The sequence below is a fragment of the Pseudomonas taiwanensis genome, from assembly GCF_013393345.1.
In the GTDB taxonomy this organism is placed as follows: Bacteria; Pseudomonadota; Gammaproteobacteria; order Pseudomonadales; family Pseudomonadaceae; genus Metapseudomonas; species Metapseudomonas resinovorans_C.
In genome coordinates this window covers 192,419-211,535 of the sequence record NZ_QJRF01000070.1, presented here as the reverse complement: position 1 = coordinate 211,535, position 19,117 = coordinate 192,419, and the positions used below count along the sequence as shown (strand labels likewise).

Annotated in this window: 15 protein-coding genes and 1 pseudogene; 10 read left to right on the top strand and 6 right to left on the bottom strand. The window is 63.5% G+C overall.

Annotated elements, in window-relative coordinates; translation table 11 throughout:
- Positions 1–3 precede the first annotated feature (3 nt).
- The 4 genes from DM872_RS23860 to lpxC all read left to right on the top strand — a co-directional run bounded on the left by DM872_RS23860 (position 4) and on the right by lpxC (position 4,399).
- Positions 4–867: a cell division protein FtsQ/DivIB gene (locus DM872_RS23860; protein WP_179061745.1), complete on the top strand. Its 864-nt coding sequence runs from the start codon at positions 4–6 to the stop codon at positions 865–867.
- A 21-nt stretch (positions 868–888) separates the two neighbouring features.
- Positions 889–2,139: a cell division protein FtsA gene (gene ftsA, locus DM872_RS23855; protein ID WP_179061744.1), complete on the top strand. Its 1,251-nt coding sequence runs from the start codon at positions 889–891 to the stop codon at positions 2,137–2,139.
- 48 nt (positions 2,140–2,187) lie between these two features.
- Positions 2,188–3,375 carry a cell division protein FtsZ gene (ftsZ, locus tag DM872_RS23850; protein WP_179061743.1) on the top strand — a complete coding sequence of 396 codons (1,188 nt, stop codon included), beginning with the start codon at positions 2,188–2,190 and terminating at the stop codon, positions 3,373–3,375.
- A gap of 112 nt (positions 3,376–3,487) precedes the next feature.
- Entirely contained in the window at positions 3,488–4,399 is a 912-nt protein-coding gene (gene lpxC / locus DM872_RS23845; RefSeq protein WP_077526468.1) for a UDP-3-O-acyl-N-acetylglucosamine deacetylase, read from the top strand.
- A gap of 58 nt (positions 4,400–4,457) precedes the next feature.
- Here the strand turns inward: lpxC and DM872_RS23840 are convergent, their stop codons facing one another.
- Entirely contained in the window at positions 4,458–4,922 is a 465-nt protein-coding gene (locus DM872_RS23840; RefSeq protein ID WP_179061742.1) for a DUF721 domain-containing protein, read from the bottom strand.
- 282 nt (positions 4,923–5,204) lie between these two features.
- On the opposite strand from DM872_RS23840, the gene secA reads away from it, so the two are divergent.
- From secA to DM872_RS23820, 4 genes are all read left to right on the top strand, one after another.
- Positions 5,205–7,946 carry a preprotein translocase subunit SecA gene (gene secA, locus DM872_RS23835; protein ID WP_179061741.1) on the top strand — a complete coding sequence of 914 codons (2,742 nt, stop codon included), beginning with the start codon at positions 5,205–5,207 and terminating at the stop codon, positions 7,944–7,946.
- A 117-nt stretch (positions 7,947–8,063) separates the two neighbouring features.
- Positions 8,064–9,281, top strand: a complete 1,218-nt coding sequence (argJ, locus tag DM872_RS23830) for a bifunctional glutamate N-acetyltransferase/amino-acid acetyltransferase ArgJ (RefSeq protein ID WP_179061740.1) — start codon at positions 8,064–8,066, stop codon at positions 9,279–9,281.
- 157 nt (positions 9,282–9,438) lie between these two features.
- Complete coding sequence (locus DM872_RS23825) at positions 9,439–10,077, top strand: glutathione S-transferase family protein (protein WP_179061739.1); 639 nt, start codon at positions 9,439–9,441, stop codon at positions 10,075–10,077.
- Positions 10,074–11,018, top strand: coding sequence for a Nudix family hydrolase (locus tag DM872_RS23820; RefSeq protein ID WP_179061738.1), 945 nt, complete (start codon positions 10,074–10,076; stop codon positions 11,016–11,018). The genes DM872_RS23825 and DM872_RS23820 overlap by 4 nt, the downstream gene beginning before the upstream one ends.
- 83 nt (positions 11,019–11,101) lie before the next feature.
- Here the strand turns inward: DM872_RS23820 and DM872_RS23815 are convergent, their stop codons facing one another.
- The 4 genes and pseudogenes from DM872_RS23815 to DM872_RS23800 all read right to left on the bottom strand — a co-directional run.
- Positions 11,102–11,677 carry a cob(I)yrinic acid a,c-diamide adenosyltransferase gene (locus DM872_RS23815; protein ID WP_179061737.1) on the bottom strand — a complete coding sequence of 192 codons (576 nt, stop codon included), beginning with the start codon at positions 11,675–11,677 and terminating at the stop codon, positions 11,102–11,104.
- 1 nt (position 11,678) lies between these two features.
- Positions 11,679–13,697, bottom strand: coding sequence for a sensor histidine kinase (locus DM872_RS23810; RefSeq protein WP_179061736.1), 2,019 nt, complete (start codon positions 13,695–13,697; stop codon positions 11,679–11,681).
- Between the two features lie 94 nt (positions 13,698–13,791).
- Complete coding sequence (locus DM872_RS23805; protein ID WP_179061735.1) at positions 13,792–14,703, bottom strand: putative 2-dehydropantoate 2-reductase; 912 nt, start codon at positions 14,701–14,703, stop codon at positions 13,792–13,794.
- Positions 14,700–15,665: pseudogene (locus DM872_RS23800) on the bottom strand (response regulator); the annotation flags it as partial. The pseudogene DM872_RS23800 and the gene DM872_RS23805, both read right to left, overlap by 4 nt.
- A gap of 221 nt (positions 15,666–15,886) precedes the next feature.
- On the opposite strand from DM872_RS23800, the gene DM872_RS23795 reads away from it, so the two are divergent.
- Positions 15,887–16,366 (top strand): YajQ family cyclic di-GMP-binding protein, encoded by a 480-nt coding sequence (locus DM872_RS23795; protein WP_120652845.1) that lies wholly within the window; start codon positions 15,887–15,889, stop codon positions 16,364–16,366.
- A gap of 118 nt (positions 16,367–16,484) precedes the next feature.
- The gene (locus tag DM872_RS23790; RefSeq protein ID WP_179061733.1) at positions 16,485–17,309 is read left to right on the top strand and encodes a mechanosensitive ion channel family protein; all 825 of its coding nucleotides are present in this window, start codon (positions 16,485–16,487) and stop codon (positions 17,307–17,309) included.
- A gap of 61 nt (positions 17,310–17,370) precedes the next feature.
- On the opposite strand, the gene DM872_RS23785 is transcribed toward DM872_RS23790, so the two are convergent.
- Positions 17,371–19,110, bottom strand: a complete 1,740-nt coding sequence (locus tag DM872_RS23785) for an AmpG family muropeptide MFS transporter (RefSeq protein WP_179061732.1) — start codon at positions 19,108–19,110, stop codon at positions 17,371–17,373.
- Between the last annotated feature and the right edge of the window lie 7 nt (positions 19,111–19,117).

The window sequence follows — 19,117 nt, the reverse complement described above, 5'->3', positions numbered from 1 at the left end:
CCCATGCGTAACGCCACTATCCGCCGCCAGGAACCCGTTATCGGCCGCGCCGCTCCCTCGCGCAAGCCGATGCCGCGTGGCGCCAGTCGGATGGTGGCCAAGGAGCCGCTGACCCAGCGTCTGCCCAAGCCCAGCTTCGGCTTCCTGCGCAAGCTGCTGTGGCCGGTGATGCTGGCGGTGCTCGGTTTCGGCGCCTACGAAGCGGCCCAGCGCCTGCTTCCTTATGCCGACCGGCCCATCGCCAAGGTCAATGTGCAGGGCGATCTGAGCTACATCAGCCAGCAGGCGGTGCAGCAACGGATCGCGCCTTACATCGCTGCGAGCTTCTTCAGCATCGACCTGGCCGGCATGCGCCGCGAGCTGGAGCTGATGCCGTGGATCGCCCACGCCGAGGTACGCCGTGTGTGGCCGGACCAGGTAATGGTCCGACTGGAAGAACAATTGCCCATCGCCCGTTGGGGCGACGAGGCACTCCTGAACAACCAGGGCCAGGCCTTCGCCCCGCGCGAACTGGCCCACTACGAACAGCTGCCGCAGCTCTGGGGCCCACAGCGGGCGCAGGAGCAGGTGATGCAGCAATACCAGATGCTCAGCCAGATGCTGCGTCCGCTCGGCTTCTCGATAGTCCGGCTGGAGTTGCGTGAACGCGGTAGCTGGTTCCTGTCCACCGGACAGGGTGTCGAATTGCTACTGGGGCGGGATCACCTGGTAGAGAAAATGCGGCGATTCATCTCGATCTACGAGAAAACGCTGAAGGACCAGATTGCGAACATCGAGCGCGTCGACCTGCGATACCCCAACGGCCTGGCTGTGGCCTGGCGGGCGCAGATCGAGGCCCCCGCGGCGACCACGGTCGCCGTGCAGTGAATTAGAGAGAAGGTTAGAACCATGGGAAGCGTACAGAGCGGCAAGATGATCGTCGGCCTGGACATCGGCACCTCCAAGGTGGTGGCGCTGGTGGGCGAGGTCGCAGCTGACGGCCAACTGGAAATCGTCGGTATCGGCACTCATCCGTCGCGCGGCCTGAAAAAGGGCGTGGTGGTCAACATCGAGTCCACCGTTCAATCCATCCAGCGTGCGGTGGAAGAGGCCCAGCTGATGGCGGGCTGCCGCATCCACTCGGCATTCGTCGGGATCGCCGGCAACCACATCCGCAGCCTGAACTCCCACGGCATCGTGGCGATTCGCGACCGCGAAGTGAGCGGTGCCGACATCGAACGTGTGCTGGACGCGGCGCAGGCGGTGGCCATCCCAGCCGATCAGCGTGTGCTGCACACCCTGGCCCAGGATTACGTGATCGATAACCAGGAAGGCGTACGCGAGCCGCTGGGCATGTCCGGTGTGCGTCTGGAAGCCAAGGTTCACGTGGTGACTTGCGCGGTGAATGCGGCGCAGAACATCGAGAAATGCGTACGTCGCTGCGGTCTCGAAGTCGACGACATCATCCTCGAGCAACTGGCCTCGGCCTACTCGGTCATCACCGATGACGAGAAAGAGCTGGGCGTCTGCCTGGTGGACATCGGCGGCGGCACCACCGACATCGCCATCTTCACCGAGGGCGCGATTCGCCACACCGCGGTGATCCCGATCGCGGGTGACCAGGTGACCAACGACATCGCCATGGCCCTGCGTACGCCGACCCAGTACGCCGAAGAAATCAAGATTCGCTACGCCTGCGCCCTGGCCAAACTGGCCGGCGCCGGCGAAACCATCAAGGTGCCCAGCGTCGGCGACCGTCCGCCGCGCGAACTGTCGCGCCAGGCCCTGGCCGAGGTGGTCGAGCCGCGTTACGACGAGCTCTTCACCCTGATCCAGGCCGAGCTGCGCCGCAGCGGCTACGAGGACCTGATTCCGGCGGGCATCGTCCTCACCGGTGGCACCGCCAAGATGGAAGGTGCGGTCGAGCTGGCTGAAGAAATTTTCCACATGCCGGTACGCCTCGGCGTCCCGCATAGCGTGAAGGGGCTCGCGGACGTCGTGCGCAACCCCATCTATTCCACGGGCGTGGGCCTGCTGATGTACGGACTGCGCAAGCAATCCGACGGCATGCCTGTCTCCACTGGCAGCTACGGCTACGCCGAAGAGGCCAAGGCTCCTGTGCTGGAACGGCTCAAGCGCTGGGTTCAGGGCAATTTTTAAACGCGGTACGCAGTAGGCGAAAAACTAAAAAAGGAAGGAGAGGGGAAAATGTTCGAACTCGTAGATAACGTTCCGCAAACAGCGGTCATCAAGGTTATCGGCGTCGGTGGTGGCGGTGGCAACGCCGTGAACCACATGTCGAAGAGCAACATCGAAGGCGTCGAGTTCATCTGCGCCAACACTGATGCTCAGGCGCTGAAGAACATCGGTGCGCGTACCGTGCTGCAACTCGGCCCAGGCGTGACCAAGGGCCTGGGTGCCGGTGCCAACCCGGAAGTCGGCCGTCAGGCTGCCATCGAAGACCGCGAGCGCATCGCCGAAGTGCTGCAAGGCGCTGACATGGTCTTCATCACCACCGGCATGGGCGGCGGTACCGGTACCGGTGCTGCGCCGGTCATTGCTGAAGTGGCCAAGGACATGGGCATCCTCACCGTTGCGGTGGTGACCCGTCCGTTCCCGTTCGAAGGTCGCAAGCGCATGCAGATCGCCGACGAGGGCATTCGCTCCCTGGCGGAAAGCGTCGACTCGCTGATTACCATCCCCAACGAGAAGTTGCTGACCATCCTCGGCAAGGACGCCAGCCTGCTGGCTGCTTTCGCCAAGGCTGACGACGTGCTCGCCGGCGCGGTGCGTGGCATCTCCGACATCATCAAGCGTCCTGGCATGATCAACGTCGACTTCGCCGACGTTAAAACCGTGATGGGCGAGATGGGCATGGCGATGATGGGCACCGGCTGCGCCAGCGGTCCGAATCGTGCTCGCGAAGCGACCGAAGCGGCCATCCGCAACCCGCTGCTGGACGACGTGAACCTGCAGGGCGCCCGCGGCATCCTGGTAAACATCACCGCAGGCCCGGACCTGTCCCTGGGCGAGTACTCCGACGTGGGTAACATCATCGAGCAGTTCGCTTCCGAGCACGCCACCGTCAAGGTGGGCACCGTGATCGATCCGGACATGCGCGACGAGCTGCACGTGACCGTAGTGGCCACTGGCCTGGGCGCGCGCATCGAGAAGCCGGTCAAGGTCATTGACAACACCGTTCAGGCAGCCGCTGTGGCCACCACCACTGTCGCCGCTCGTCCGGAGCAGCCGTCCGTCAACTACCGCGATCTGGATCGCCCGACCGTGATGCGCAACCAGGCTCATGGTGGCGCTGCCACCGCGGCGAAGCTCAACACTCAGGATGACCTGGATTACCTGGACATCCCGGCGTTCCTGCGTCGCCAGGCCGATTGATGATTTGTATCAGGAGCATTAGGGTGATTGGTGTTCAGCAAAGGGCGGTTCTGCTATTATCGCCGCCCATTGTTGAAAACAGTTCGCAACTTGCGCACAAGCGGCCAATGCCATGATCAGACAACGCACTCTCAAGAACATTATCCGTGCCACTGGCGTGGGGCTGCATTCCGGGGAAAAGGTCTACCTGACCCTCAAGCCCGCTCCCGTGGACACTGGCATAGTGTTCCGCCGTACCGACCTCGATCCCGTCGTGGATATTCCTGCACGCGCCGAGAATGTCGGTGAGACCACCATGTCGACCACACTGATCAACGGTGAGGTCAAGGTGGACACCGTGGAGCACCTGCTTTCGGCCATGGCAGGCCTGGGCATCGACAACGCCTACGTCGAACTCTCCGCGTCGGAAGTGCCGATCATGGACGGCAGCGCTGGTCCCTTCGTCTTCCTGATTCAATCCGCCGGCCTGCAGGAGCAGGAAGCGCCGAAGAAGTTCATCCGTATCCTGCGCGAAGTGACAGTAGAAGAGGGCGACAAGCGCGCCACCTTCGTGCCCTTCGACGGTTTCAAGGTGAGCTTCGAGATCGATTTCGATCACCCGGTATTCCGCAACCGCACCCAAAGTGCGAGCGTGGATTTCTCCAGCACCTCGTTCGTCAAGGAGGTCAGCCGCGCGCGGACCTTCGGCTTCATGCGCGACATCGAGTTCCTGCGTTCTCAGAACCTGGCACTCGGCGGCAGCGTGGAGAATGCCATCGTGGTAGACGAGAACCAGGTGCTCAACGAAGACGGCCTGCGTTACGAGGACGAGTTCGTCAAGCACAAGATTCTCGATGCGATCGGTGACCTCTACCTGCTCGGAAACAGCCTGATCGGCGAATTCCGTGGCTTCAAGTCGGGCCACGCGCTGAACAACCGCTTGCTGCGCCAGCTCATCGAGCAGAAGGACGCCTGGGAAGTGGTGACCTTCGAGGATGCCAGGACTGCACCTATCTCCTATATGCGACCGGTAGCAGCCGTTTAAGCAATACCCTCTTTCCTGACTTCAAAGGCCGCCTTCGGGTGGCCTTTTTTTATCTTCGCTATTCCGACGTGTCTTTCGGTTTGCCGTGGCGCGCCAGGCGCTCCAGAGCCTCACGCAGGCGTGGGTCGGTGACGGTCTCCGCGGTGGCTTGCAGGCTTTCCGCTGCAGTGGAAGACAGGCGGCCCTCGGTTGCCGGCGCGCTGCTCGGCGTGAAGCTCGGCTGGACCTTGAAAACGATCCGCTCCAGGCCTGCAAATGCTTCGAATCCCTTCAGTTGTCGCAGCAGTCGGGTTTGCTGGTAGCGCAGGCGCGTGGCCCAGTGGCCGTCGGTGACGATCAGCAATAGGCGCCCTTCGCGCCATGCGGCCACATGACAGTGATCACGGGCGGCGGGCTGCAACTGGCTGGCCAGCAATTGCTGCAGTTGTTCGATGCGCTGGGCCTCGTTGAACAAAGCCCGCAGAGGTTTTTGCTCACGCAGCAGTGCAGCAGGGGAGCGGGCGGGCAAAGGGCGAAACGCCATGATGGGCTGCTTGAATGAAGGGAGGTGCGCCCATATTAACAGAGGGTGACCTTGGCCTCGGCGTTCATACGTGGTTCGGCTGTCCTGGCAGTCGACGCGCCTGTGCATTTGCAGTGGGCCCCTGGCCAGGGACTATGGAAGCTCTCCTACGGCGACCGGGAAGTGCTCCCGCTTTCCTCAGCAAGGAATCCGGGTAGAATGCCCCCTTCGCAAGCAGCCATGGCGGCTGCGCGGGCGACTACAGGCCGCCCTCCATCTCAATGTGTGGAAGATCCTCTCTATATGTTTGCGCCATTGTTGAAGAAACTCTTTGGAAGCAAGAACGAACGCGAAGTGAAGCGCATGGCCAAGGCTGTGCAGGCTATCAACGCGTTCGAAGAGCAGATGGTGGCCCTGTCCGATGACCAGCTGCGTGCCAAGACCGAAGAGTTCAAGGCGCGTCTGGCCAAGGGTGAGACCCTTGACCAGTTGTTGCCGGAAGCCTTCGCCGTGGCGCGTGAGGCCGGCAAACGCGTCATGGGCATGCGCCACTTCGACGTCCAGCTGATCGGCGGCATGACCCTGCATGAAGGCAAGATCGCCGAGATGCGTACCGGTGAGGGCAAGACCCTGGTGGGGACCCTGGCCGTGTACCTGAACGCGCTGTCCGGCAAAGGCGTGCACGTGGTCACCGTGAACGACTACTTGGCCCGCCGCGACGCCAACTGGATGCGTCCGCTGTATGAGTTCCTCGGCCTCTCCGTGGGTGTCGTCACGCCCTTCCAGCCGCCGGAAGAGAAGCGCGCAGCCTACGGCTCCGACATCACCTACGGCACCAACAACGAATTCGGTTTCGACTACCTGCGCGACAACATGGCGTTCAGCCTGGATGACAAATTCCAGCGCGAACTGAACTTCTCCGTGATCGACGAAGTGGACTCCATCCTCATCGACGAAGCGCGCACCCCGCTGATCATCTCCGGCCAGGCCGAAGACAGCTCCAAGCTCTACATCCAGATCAACAAGCTGATCCCGCGCCTCAAGCAGCACATCGAAGAGGTTGAGGGGCAGGTCACCCAGGAAGGCCACTACTCGGTCGACGAGAAGACCCGTCAGGTCGAACTCAACGAGATGGGTCACCAGTTCATCGAGGAAATGCTCACCCAGGCCGGTCTGCTGGCCGAGGGCGAGAGCCTGTACTCGGCGCACAATCTCAGCCTGCTGACCCACGTCTATGCCGGACTGCGCGCCCACACGCTGTTCCACCGCAACATCGAATACATCGTGCAGAACGACCAGGTCCTGCTGATCGACGAGCACACCGGCCGTACCATGCCGGGCCGTCGCCTGTCCGAGGGCCTGCACCAGGCTATCGAAGCCAAGGAAAACCTGCCGATCCAGGCGGAGAGCCAGACCCTGGCCTCCACCACCTTCCAGAACTACTTCCGCCTCTACAAGAAGCTGTCCGGCATGACCGGTACCGCCGACACCGAGGCCTTCGAGTTCCGCCAGATCTACGGCCTGGACGTGATCGTCATCCCGACTCACCGCCCTGTTGCCCGTAAGGACTTCAACGACCTCGTCTACCTGACGCAGGAAGAAAAGTTCAGCGCCATCATCACCGACATCAAGGACTGCCAGGCCAGCGGCCGTCCGGTGCTGGTGGGTACCGCTTCGATCGAGAGCTCCGAGTACGTCTCCCAGCTGCTGATCAAGGGCGGTATCGAGCACAAGGTGCTCAACGCCAAGTACCACGAGAAGGAAGCCGAGATCATCGCCCAGGCAGGCCGTCCGGGCGCCGTGACCATCGCCACCAACATGGCCGGTCGTGGTACCGACATCCTCCTCGGCGGCAACTGGGAAGCTGAAGTCGCCGCCCTGGAAGCCCCGACTGACGAGCAGGTCTCGCAGATCAAGGCCGAATGGCAGAAGCGTCACCAGCAGGTGATCGAAGCTGGCGGCCTGCACGTGGTCGCGTCCGAGCGCCACGAATCCCGCCGTATCGACAACCAGCTGCGTGGCCGTGCCGGTCGCCAGGGTGACCCGGGTTCCAGCCGTTTCTACCTGTCGCTGGAAGACAACCTGATGCGCATCTTCGCCTCTGACCGGGTGAAGAACTTCATGAAGGCCCTTGGCATGCAGTCCGGCGAGGCCATCGAGCACCGCATGGTGACCAACGCCATCGAGAAGGCCCAGCGCAAGGTCGAAGGCCGCAACTTCGACATCCGCAAACAGCTCCTCGAATACGACGACGTGGCCAACGAGCAGCGCAAGGTGATCTACCACATGCGCAACAGCCTGCTGGCCGCCGAGGACATTGGCGACACCATCAAGGAATTCCGCGACGAGGTGCTGAGCAGCACCATCGACGCCCACATTCCGCCGCAGTCGATGCCGGAACAGTGGGACATTTCCGGCCTGGAAGCCGCGCTGTACAGCGATTTCGGCCTCAAGCTGCCGATTCAGCAGTGGCTGGACGAAGACGACAAACTGTACGAAGAGACCCTTCGCGAGAAGATCCTCGAGCAGTTGCTGGCGGCCTACAACGAGAAGGAAGACCTCGCCGGCGCCGAAGCCCTGCGTGCCTTCGAGAAGCAGATGCTGCTGCGCGTGCTGGACGACCTGTGGAAAGACCACCTGTCCACCATGGACCACCTGCGCCACGGCATCCACCTGCGCGGTTACGCGCAGAAGAACCCGAAGCAGGAGTACAAGCGCGAGTCCTTCACCCTGTTCCAGGACCTGCTCGACTCCATCAAGCGCGATACCATCCGCGTCCTCTCCCACGTTCAGGTCCGTCGCGAGGATCCGGCCGAGGAAGAGGCACGCCTGCGCCGCGAAGCCGAGGAAATGGCCCGCCGCATGCAGTTCCAGCACGCCGCTGCACCGAGCATCGACGAGCCGGAATTGGCGGACGAGCAAGGTGATGTGGCCGTTGCCACCGCTGCTGCGCCGGTGCGTACCGAGCCCAAGGTGGGTCGTAACGAACCCTGCCCCTGTGGTTCCGGCAAGAAATACAAGCACTGCCACGGTCAGATCGACTAAGGCACTGCTGTAGTTACAACGCCGCGACCGGCCCTGCCGCTCGCGGCGTTTTTCCTGATATCCCTGGCCGCCTGCGCCGCCCGCAGCCGGTCACCCGCTGACAAAGGAGCGCTTCCCATGGCTGTTGGTCTTGGCCCTCTGCCTACGCTGCACCCGGTACCCGGTTTCGAACTCGGCATCGCCTCTGCCGGCATCAAGCGCCCCGGCCGCAAGGACGTGGTAGTGATGCGTTGCGCCGAGGGGGCGACAATCGCCGGCGTGACCACCACCAACGCATTCTGCGCCGCCCCGGTACTGGTTACTCGCGAGCGTCTGGATGGCGAAGTTCGCTATCTGCTGACCAACACCGGCAACGCCAACGCCGGTACCGGTCCGGACGGCCTGGTCCGTGCACGTCGCTCCTGCGCCAGGCTGGCCGCGCTGGCCGGTGTCAGTGAAGACGCGGTGCTGCCGTTCTCCACAGGCGTGATTGGCGAGCCGTTGCCAGTCGAGAAGATCGAAGGCGCACTGGAAGCCGCATTGGCCGACCTCAAGGTGGACAACTGGGCCCAGGCCGCCGAAGGCATCATGACCACCGACACCCAGCCCAAGGGTGCCAGCCGCCAGTTCGAGCACGACGGCGTGACCGTTACCATCACCGGAATCAGTAAGGGCGCCGGCATGATCCGTCCGAACATGGCCACCATGCTCGGCTACATCGCCACGGACGCCAAGGTTACCCGCGACGTGCTGCATGCCCTGGTGCGCGATGCCGCGAACAAGTCGTTCAACCGCATCACCATCGACGGCGACACCTCCACCAACGACTGCTGCATGCTGATCGCCACCGGGCAGGCTGCACTGCCTGAAATCACTGCGGCCAGCGGCGAGCTGTTCGCCAAGCTCAAGCAGGCAGTATTCGACGTCTTCATGGAAATCGCCCAGGCCATCGTGCGCGACGGCGAAGGCGCGACCAAGTTCGTCACCGTGCAGGTCAATGGTGGTGGCAACCATCAGGAGTGCCTCGACGTGGCCTACGCCGTGGCCCATTCGCCGCTGATCAAGACCGCGCTGTTCGCATCCGACCCGAACTGGGGTCGCATCCTCGCGGCCGTGGGCTACGCCGGCGTGCCGAACCTGGACGTGAGCAAGATCGACGTGTTCCTCGGCGAAGTCTGCATCGCCAGCCAGGGTGGCCGTGCCGCCACCTATACCGAGGCGCAGGGTGCGGCGGTGATGGCCCGCGAGGAAATCACCATCCGCATCGAGCTCGGCCGTGGCGATTGCAGTGAAACCATCTGGACCACTGATCTGTCCCACGAGTACGTGAAAATCAACGCCGAGTACCGCACCTGATATTCCTTCCACGATCAGCTGTCCGGCAGTTGATCGTGAAGGCGTTCCAGGCATTCCCGATTTTCATCCCCCGATGAAAATCGGGAATTTGCCATGGGCACACTCGCTCTTCATGATCCAGCGACACCCCCGAGGAACTGGAAAGAAGGAGCTGAACATGTCCCTGATATTGGTAATCGGCAACAAGAACTACTCGTCCTGGTCCCTGCGTGCATGGCTGGCCATGGAGCTGACCGGCTCGCCCTACGACGAAGTACGTATCCCGCTCTACCAGGCGGATAGCCACAAGCGCCTGCTCGCCTATTCGCCCACCGCCAAGGTGCCCGTGCTGCAGTCCGAAGATGGCACCATCTGGGACTCCCTGGCCATCGCTGAATATCTCGCCGAACGCTTCCCCGAGGCACATCTGTGGCCTTTCGGTCAGGCCGCCCGCGCCTTCGCTCGTGCCGTCTGTGCCGAGATGCACAGTGGCTTCGTTCCCCTGCGCAGCCACATGCCGATGGACATGAAGCGCAATCAGCCCCTGGCCGAGGTCCCGGAAGAAGTGGCCGAGGACATTCGCCGCATCTGCGCGATCTGGGCCGAGTGCCGCTCGCGCTTCGGTCAGGACGGCCCCTATCTGTTCGGCCATGCCAGCATCGCCGATGCATTCTACGCGCCGGTGGCCTGCCGCCTGCGCAGCTACGGCGTTGAGCTGCCGGCGGATGCCGAGGCCTATGTCGAAACCATTTACCGGTGGCCTGCCTTCCAGCGCTGGTACCAGGCCGCCTTGCAGGAAACGGAGATCATTGAATGAAACGAGTGCATGTTGCCGCCGCAGTCATCCGCGGCGCCGACGGCCGGGTACTGATTGCCAGGCGCCCTGATGACAAGCACCAGGGCGGCCTCTGGGAATTTCCCGGCGGCAAGGTAGAGGAGGGCGAGGCCGTGCAGGTCGCGCTCTCCCGCGAACTGGAGGAGGAACTGGGCATCCGTGTTAGCGCAGCCCGGCCGCTGATCCAGATTCACCATGACTACCCGGACAAGCACGTGCTGCTGGATGTCTGGGAAGTCAGCGCCTTCACGGGCGAGCCCCATGGCGCCGAAGGCCAGCCGCTTGTCTGGGCGTCACCGCGAGAGCTGGGTGACTATGAATTCCCTGCCGCCAACAAGCCGATCGTGGCCGCTGCGCGGCTGCCGGATCGCTACCTGATTACCCCGGATGACATCGAACCACCGGCCCTGCTGGCTGGCCTCAAGACAGCCCTGGCGAGTGGCGTACGTCTGGTGCAGTTGCGCGCGCCGCGCATGTTCGATGCCCAGTACCGTGACCTGGCCGTGGATGTACAGGGGCTCTGCGCGGGCAAGGCGCAGCTCATGCTCAAGGGACCGCTGGAGTGGTTGGGTGACTTCCCCGCCGCCGGCTGGCACCTGACCGCCGAGCAACTGCGCAAGTACGCCCCCAACGGCCGTCCATTCCCACGCGAGCGCTGGCTGGCGGCGTCCTGCCACAGCATCGAGGAACTGCAGCTTGCGGCGGCCATGGAAGTGGATTTCGTCACCCTCTCGCCGGTGCAAGCCACTCAGACCCACCCCGAGGCACAGCCCCTGGGTTGGGAGCGCGCCGAGGAACTGCTTCGCGGCTTCAACCAGCCGGCCTATCTGTTGGGCGGTGTTGGCCCTGATGAACTGGAGCGTGCCTGGAGGGCGGGTGCCCAGGGCGTGGCGGGAATTCGCGCGTTCTGGCCAGAGTCGTAGGTTGGGCTGAGCTCGGCGAAGCCCAACGCTGAGGCGCTAGATTGGGCTTCGTTTCGCTCCAGCGGATCGCTGTCCTTACCAGCCTACGGCCGACTTGCTGCCTGCCAAAGCACCTCGCTTACGCCCTGCCTTAAGGCAATCAGGCGCGCGGCGACGAACAGCAGGTCGGAGAGGCGATTGAGGTAGGCCAGCAGCTCTTCGCGCAGCGGTTCCTCGCCGTTCAGCGCCTGTGTGCGGCGTTCGGCGCTGCGGGCCTGGCTGCGGCAGATGTGGGCCTGGGCCACCAGGCGGGAGCCACCGGGAAGAATGAAGTTCTTCAACGGCCCGAGTTCGTCGTTCCAGAGGTCGATGGTGGCTTCCAGCCGCTCGATCTCCGACTTTTCCACAACCTGGTACTCCGGCATCGCCAATTCGCCGCCGAGGTCGAACAGACGATGCTGGCAAGGGGCAAGCACGTCGATCACCTCGCTCAAGCCGGGCGATTGCGGCAGGGCTTCGAGCAGTTCCGCGAGCAACAGGCCGAGTTGGCTGTTCAGCGTGTCGACCTCGCCTATAGCTTCGATTCGCGGGTGGTTCTTCGGCACGCGCCGTCCGCTGGACAGACCGGTTTCGCCCTTGTCGCCGGTGCGGGTATAGATCTTCGAAAGGCGATTGCCCATTTCAGGTTCCTGCTTCCGTGGCGGCGGAAGTCAGCGGCAGGCGCAGGGTGAAGCAGGTGCCCTGGCCAGGCTTGGACTGCACTTCCATCTGCCCCTTGTGGTTGTTGGTGATGATGAAGTACGAAACCGACAGTCCGAGCCCCGTGCCCTGGCCGACTTCCTTGGTGGTGAAGAAGGGTTCGAAGATGCGCTTGCGCACGCTCTCGGGGATGCCCATGCCGGTGTCCTCCACCTGGATTTCCGCCCAGGGCGGGCACAGCCGGGTGCGAAGCGTGATGCGGCCTTCCTCGTCGTCCTCGCGCAGGTGAATGGCCTGCGCGGCGTTCTTCAGCAGGTTGAGCAACACCTGCTCCAGCTCATTGGCCGTGCCGGGGACCGGTCCCAGCTCGGGGTCGAATTCGCGGACGATCTTGAGGCCCTTGAAGTCGAACCCTTCCGTCAGGTCGAAGTCGTTGCTGGCGATTTCCAGCGCCTGGTCGATCAGCACCGGCAACTGACAGGGCGCCAGCTGGCGATTGCTGCGTCGGCTGAAAGCGAGCATGTGCGTGACGATCTTGGCCGCCCGGGCACCAGCCTGGTGAATGTCGTCCAGCAGTTTGGGCACCTCTCGGGCCTCCAGGTACTGGTTGACGGACGTCAGGCTGAGGCCATTGATCGCCGCCTGTTCCTGGTTGCGGTCGAGCTCCGGGGAGATTCGTCTGCGGATGTTCTGCACGTTGTGCAGGATGGCCCCTAGCGGATTGTTGATCTCGTGGGCCATACCGGCGGCCAGGCCGCCCACCGAGAGCATCTTCTCCGATTGCACCATCAGTTCTTCCATCGACAGGCGCTGGGTGATGTCGTCGATGCGGATCACCACGCCACGCCCGGTGCCCCCCATCAGCGGGTAGAAGGTCAGCGCATAGTTGTGGACGTTCTCGCCGACCAGCCAGCTCACCCGTTCCACCTTTTCCACCTTGTGCTTTTCGGCGGTCAGGCGGATCTGCGGGAGGAAGGGCTTGAGCGAGGGAAAGGCGAGGAACACCGGCTGGTTCAGCGCATCGTCCATGGGAGTGCCGGAGAGCGCGCTGGCCTCCTGGTTCCACTGGGTGACGTAGAGCTGCTCGTCCAGTGCGATGAGTGCCGAGGGCATGGAGTCGATGATGCTGTTGAGGTAGTTCTGGAAGCCGGTGAGCTTCTTCTCGATCTTGCTGCGCACCTGGACTTCCAGCTCCAGCTTGCGGTTGGAATGGCGGGTTTCTTCGGCCAGTTCGTGGGCCTGGTCGAAGGCGGCCTGGGCATCGTCGCGGGCGCGCTTGAGTTGCTGCTCGCGGGCCTCGATGCGACTGAGCATGGTGTTGAAGGCATCCGCCAGGCTGCCGATTTCGTCGCGATTGCCACGGGGAGCCCGCAAGGCGTAGTTCTCCTCGCGGGTCACCTGGCGCGAAAGCTCCTCCAGGCGGCGGATGGGGCGGGTGACCATGCGCCTGATCTGCCGCGCTACCAGCAGCCAGAGCAGTACGCTGCAGGCCAGGATGGCCAGGCTCGCGGTCAGGGTACCGGTATAGAACACGCCGGGTAGTTCGCTGGAGGCCACCAATAGCAGGTGGCCGGCGGGTTTTCCGGGAATCGGCAGTTCGGTCACATAGGACGTGCGGAACTCTCGCAGCCGCCAGGTGGAAATGTCGCCGGCCTTCAGTGGCAGATCCAGCTGTTCGCCGCGCTGCAACTGCGCCAGCAGACGGCCATCGGTGTCGTAGAGGGCCGCGACCCGCAAAGGCGTATAGCTGTTCAGGCGCTGCAGCATCGCCTTCGCGTTCTCTTCCGAGGACAGGGCTTCCGGGCCGACGGCCGAGGTGGCGAAGAGCCGCCCGAGGGTTTCCAGGCCCTGTGGTGCCACGCTTTCCTGGGAGATCCAGTAGGCGGCGCTGATGAAGGCCAGGTTGGCGATGAGTAGGACGGTGGCAAGCAGGACCAGCAGTGCGGCGAGCAGTTTGCGGCCGACCGACAGGTTATCTAGGCGCTGACGCAGATTGGTCAAGGAAATATCCGCGGCTGGGGTGAAGGGCAGGTTGGGCTTTGCACGAACACCTGATTGTCGCTCGATGGCTTTTCGAACAGAGCCTAGCGCGGGGTCAGGTGACGGGCAATCCACGCTTTTCCAGATGGGTCCTGAGGCGAGCGTGCAGGCTGGCCAGATGCGGCAGGCTGATTCGGTGGCGAGCGGCGGTGGTGCAGGCGTGGCCGAGCAGGTAGCTGATCTCGGTACGGCGACCGTTTGCGACGTCCTGGTACATGGACGAGTAGTTCGCTGCAGTGGCCTGGATCACGCGTTGCACTTCCTCGTGCAGGCCTTCGGCGGCGTCCGGCTGGCCGCAGCGGTGCAGTAACTCGGCCAGCTCGAGGCAGAGCACGCCGACTTCCGCCGGGTGCTCGGCAAGTCCGCCGTTGCGGCAGTCATAGAGCACGGTAAGGGGGTTGATGGCGCAATTGAGCGCCAGCTTGCGCCAGAGGCGCGAAAGGATGTCGGGTGTCCAGCCATGGGGAATTCCCGCCTGTTCCAGCTCATCCAGCCAGGCGGGGGCGGCGGGCTGCAGAGGATCGCCCAGCCAGGTGAAGCCGTGGCCGGCGAAGACCACGCGGAAGTCCGCTTCGCGAAAGGCGCCTTCGGTGCTGGAGGCGAGTATGCAGCGGGCGTGGGGCAGGCGCAGGGCAACGGCGTCCTGACTGCCCAGGCCGTTCTGCAACAGGATGAGTTCGGCGCCAGGTGCCAGATGCGGCAGCAGTGGCTGGACCGCCGCTTCGGCGTCGTAGGCCTTGCAGGCGACCAGAAGGCGCCTGATCGGTCCGGTCTTGCTGGGCAGCTCGGCCGGGATGGCGTACTGCTGCGCCTGGCCCTGCTCGACCAGGGTCAGGCCACCGGCCGCTTCATAGGCCTGCAGCCGCGCGCGATCGCGCAGGATCAGCCGTACCGGCGTCCCGGCGCGCGCTAGGCGGGCGGCCCAGAGGCTGCCCAGGCTGCCGGCGCCGAGAATATGCCAGGTCATGGTTGTGGCAGGCGCAAGGCGGTGACGCGACCGCTGGCGTAGGCTTCAGGGAGCATCGCGCTGGCTTTTTCCAGAAGCTCCTCGACATCCAGGGGCAGGGCCTTGGTATCGAGGCCGACGAGGGCGATGCCGGCTTTGAGGGTGATGAAACCCTCGCTGGTCTTGAAGGCCTTCAGGTTCAGGCCTTCATGCAGGCGACGGAAACTGCTCGGCGAGCATTCGTGGAGGTCTTCGAGCAGGGTGATCAGGCCGAAATGGCTGTCGTCCACGCGCGTCAGGACGTCCAGCGGACGCACCAACTGCTGCAGGCGCCGGGCGACGCCGTGCAGCAGCTCGTTGTAGAAGGATTCCCCGTACTGCTGGCGCAGCTGTGGAGCATCCAGCAGGCCGATCAACAGGTAGCACATGGCGCCCCCCCGGGATTCCACCTGACGCAGGCTGTCGGCGAGCTTCTGGCGCAGGTAGCGCGGGTTGCCGAGGCCGGTGAGGGAGTCCACCAGGTTACGTTGTTCGAGGCTGGCGATGTTCTGGGTCAGCAGGCGGTTCTCCTGCAACAGGCGCTGCAGGGTGTTGCACAGGCGATCAGCCGCGTAGACCCGGGGGACCAGTTGCTCGCTCATCGCCGCCTTGCTGATGAAGTCGTCCACGCCGCGATCGAAAGCTTCGCCAAGGACGTTCTCACCTTCCTTGCCCGTGAGCAGGATGATGTAGCTGTAGTGATCGGTCATTTCATCCAGCTGACGCACGCGGGCGGTCAGTTCCAGGCCGTCGATCTCGGGCATCAGCCAGTCGGCGAGGATGACGTTGGCGGGCTTGGACTCCAGCAGCTGCAGGGCTTCGCTGGCGCTGCTGGCGAATCGCAGATCCTGGTAACCGGCCTGACTGAGGGCTCGGCCGATCATGGCGCTGGAAAACTTGGCATCGTCCACCACCAGGATACTGAGATGAGGGTTGGGCATGTGGCAGGCTCGCAAGGGGAGTGGGATAGCGGTATATGGCGTTATGATATCAAGCCTCGTTCGGGTTGCCTTGTCGCCCTACCGTTCTGCCGGTTTCGGACTGCTGGGGAAGGTCTCCAGAAGGCGGCTTGTCGCTCGGTTATAATGGGTGCGCATTTTTTACCGTCAAGCCAGGCGCGCTCATATCCGTGAAGTAGATCGCGCCGTCTATCTGGAGGAATCCCATGCCCTCGTTCGACGTGGTGTCCGAATTGGACAAACACGAAGTCACTAACGCCGTCGACAACGCCATGAAAGAGCTCGATCGCCGCTACGACCTGCGCGGCAAGGGCAGTTTCGAGTTCAAGGAACTGACGGTCACCCTGACGGCCGACGCCGATTTCCAGCTGGAGCAGATGCTGGAAATCCTCAGGATGGCGCTGGTCAAGCGCAAGATCGATGTCCAGTGCCTCGAGATCAAGGACTCCTACGCTTCCGGCAAGATCGTGAAGCAGGAAGCCGTTCTGCGCGAAGGTATCGACAAGGAACTGGCGAAAAAGATCGTCGCCCACATCAAGGAAAGCAAACTCAAGGTCCAGGCCGCGATCCAGGGTGAGCAGGTGCGTGTCACCGGCAAGAAGCGCGACGACCTGCAGGAAGCCATCGCTGCCCTGCGTGCCAAGGAATTCGGCATGCCCCTGCAATTCAACAACTTCCGCGACTGAGCGGAACCTTCGCGGCCGAATCGCGTCGCAAAACTGAAGTCCTTTGAACCGTCGCTGCCATGGCTTGTCCATGGCGGCCCGGTTTTTTGCATTGCTGAAATAGTGCGGGAGAGTGCCCATGGAGATGAACGTCGACGAACTGGTGAAGGCATCCCAAGCCTGGTTGCCCGTAGTGCTGGAGTACAGCGGCAAGCTGACGCTGGCCCTGCTCACCCTGCTGATCGGCTGGTGGTTGATCAATGTGCTGACCGGCCGAGTCGGAACCCTGATGCAGCACCGCCGCGTCGACCGTACGTTGCAGGGGTTCATCGGCAGCCTGGCCAACATCGTCCTGAAGGTGCTGTTGCTGGTCAGCGTGGCGTCCATGATCGGCATATCGACCACGTCCTTCGTTGCCGCCATCGGTGCGGCGGGCCTGGCCATCGGCCTGGCGCTGCAGGGCAGCCTGGCCAACTTCGCGGGAGGTGTGCTGATCCTGCTGTTCCGCCCCTTCAAGGTCGGTGATTTCATCGAGGCGCAGGGCGTTTCCGGCACGGTGGACCACATCCAGATCTTCCACACCGTGCTGCGCACCGGCGACAACAAGACTGTGATTATGCCCAACGGCGGCCTGTCCAACGGCATCATCACCAACTACTCCAAGCAGGCCAATCGCCAGGTCCTTTATGACGTGAAGGTGGATTACTCCACCGACCTCGCCAAGGCCCGCGATGTGCTGCTGAAGCTGGCCCAGGACCCGCGCGTGCACAAGGACCCGGAGCCGGTGGTGGTGGTTTCGTCCCTGGGCGATACCTCGATCAACCTGTCGCTGCGCCTGTGGACATCCAACGCCGATTACTGGGGCGTGATCTTCAAGCTCAACGAAACCGTACGTGACAGCCTCAACGCGGTTGGCGTCGAGCTGGCGCAGCCGCCGCGCATGGTGCAGGTGGTGCCGAGCTGAGGTTCGGCACGAACGAAAAAGGCCGGCATTCGCCGGCCTTTTTCATGGCTGTGTGGATAAATCAGGGCTGCTCGGTAGAGCCGGGCGCCGCCGATGCGTCGGAGGAGCCATTCTCCTTCGGCTGTTGGCGATCGCGGCCCCACTGGATGGCGATCAGCACCAGCGTGGGAATGCCCAGCAATGCCGTGATGAGGAAGAAGTTGTGGTAGCCCACGCTTTCCACCATCACGCCCGAGTAACCGCCGATCAGGCGTGGCAGCAGCAGCATGATGGAGCTGAGCAGGGCGTACTGGGTCGCGGAGAACTTCAGGTTGGTCAGGCTGGAGAGGTAGGCGACGAACGCCGACGTGGCCAGCCCTGCACTGAAGTTGTCGCAGGAAATGGTCAGGATGAGCATGTTCAGGTGGGCACCCATGTCGCTCAGGGCCACGAACATCAGGTTGGTGGCTGCCGAGCTGATGCCGCCGATGAACAGGATCGGCAGGATGCCGAAGCGCACGATGAGCACCCCGCCGGCACCCGCGCCGAGCAGCGTCATCACCAGGCCGAACAGCTTGCTGACGCTGGCGATCTGCTCCTTGGTGAAGCCCTGGTCGATGTAGAACACGTTGGCCATCACGCCCATCACGGTGTCAGACATGCGGTAAGTGGCGATCAGCCCCAACAACAACAACGCCTGCCAGCGGTAGCGTTGGACGAACTCGCTGATCGGGGTGAGCACCGGTGCCATCAACAGGCGGCCAGCGGCGGAGAAGCACGCCAGGGTGATCAGCAGGAACATGGTTCCGCGTGGCCAGGCGCCGGAGGAGAAGGCTTTGGCGGCAGCGGCGATGGTCACCAGGATCACGATCAGGACGATGATCGAAACCGCCTGGTGGACGAAGTCGAAGTTGGGCATCACCTTGCCCCGCGCGGCTACCAGCAGTTGGCGGCGCTGCTGGCTGAGCAGTTCGCGCACCGGCAGGATCTGGCGCATGCCCCAGGGCGAGAGGCAGGTGACCAGGAAGATGGCGTACAGCGCGGCGCGTGGCCAGGCACGGTCGAGCAGGCCGGTGATCATTGCTGGCAGGGAGATCAGCATGACCAGCAGGATCAGCACGGAAGAGAGCTGGTGCTTGAGCTTGAAGCGCGAGGTGGTGCTGGTTGCCGGCAGGTCCACCGGTGGCTCACGCATCCACAGGCTGGTGATCAGCCCCGGCAGCATCAGCAGGGCGAACAGCAGGTAGGTGCCGGCCCAGGCGCCGTATTCATAGACCTGGGCGGTGGAGCCGAACCACTCGGCGAAGTAGAGCGCGCCGGCGGTGGCGAGTAGTGCGGAGACGCGGTAGCCGGTCATGTAGCTGGCGGCCAGGGCGGCCTGTCGGCTGTCTTCGGCGATTTCCAGGCGATAGGCATCGATGGCGATGTCCTGGGTGGCGGAGGCGAAGGCCACCAGCACCGCCAGCGCGATGAGCCAGGTAAGGTTGGTCTTGGGATCGCACAGGGCCATGCCCACCAGCCCGACGCCCACCAGCGCCTGGGACAGCACCAGCCAGGAGCGGCGCCGGCCGAGTCGGCCCAGCAGCGGCAGGCGCCATTGGTCGAGCAGCGGCGACCAGATCCATTTGAAGGCGTACGCCAGGCCGATCAGGCTGGCGAAGCCGATGGCCTCGCGAGAAACACCTGCCTCGCGAAGCCAGACGGAAAGGGTGGAAAACACCAGCATGTAGGGAAGGCCCGCGGCGAACCCGAGCAGCAATAGCGAAAGCGTGGCCGGTGTGGCGTAGGCGGCGATGGCTGCGCGCCAGGAGCGATGGGGCATTAGCGGT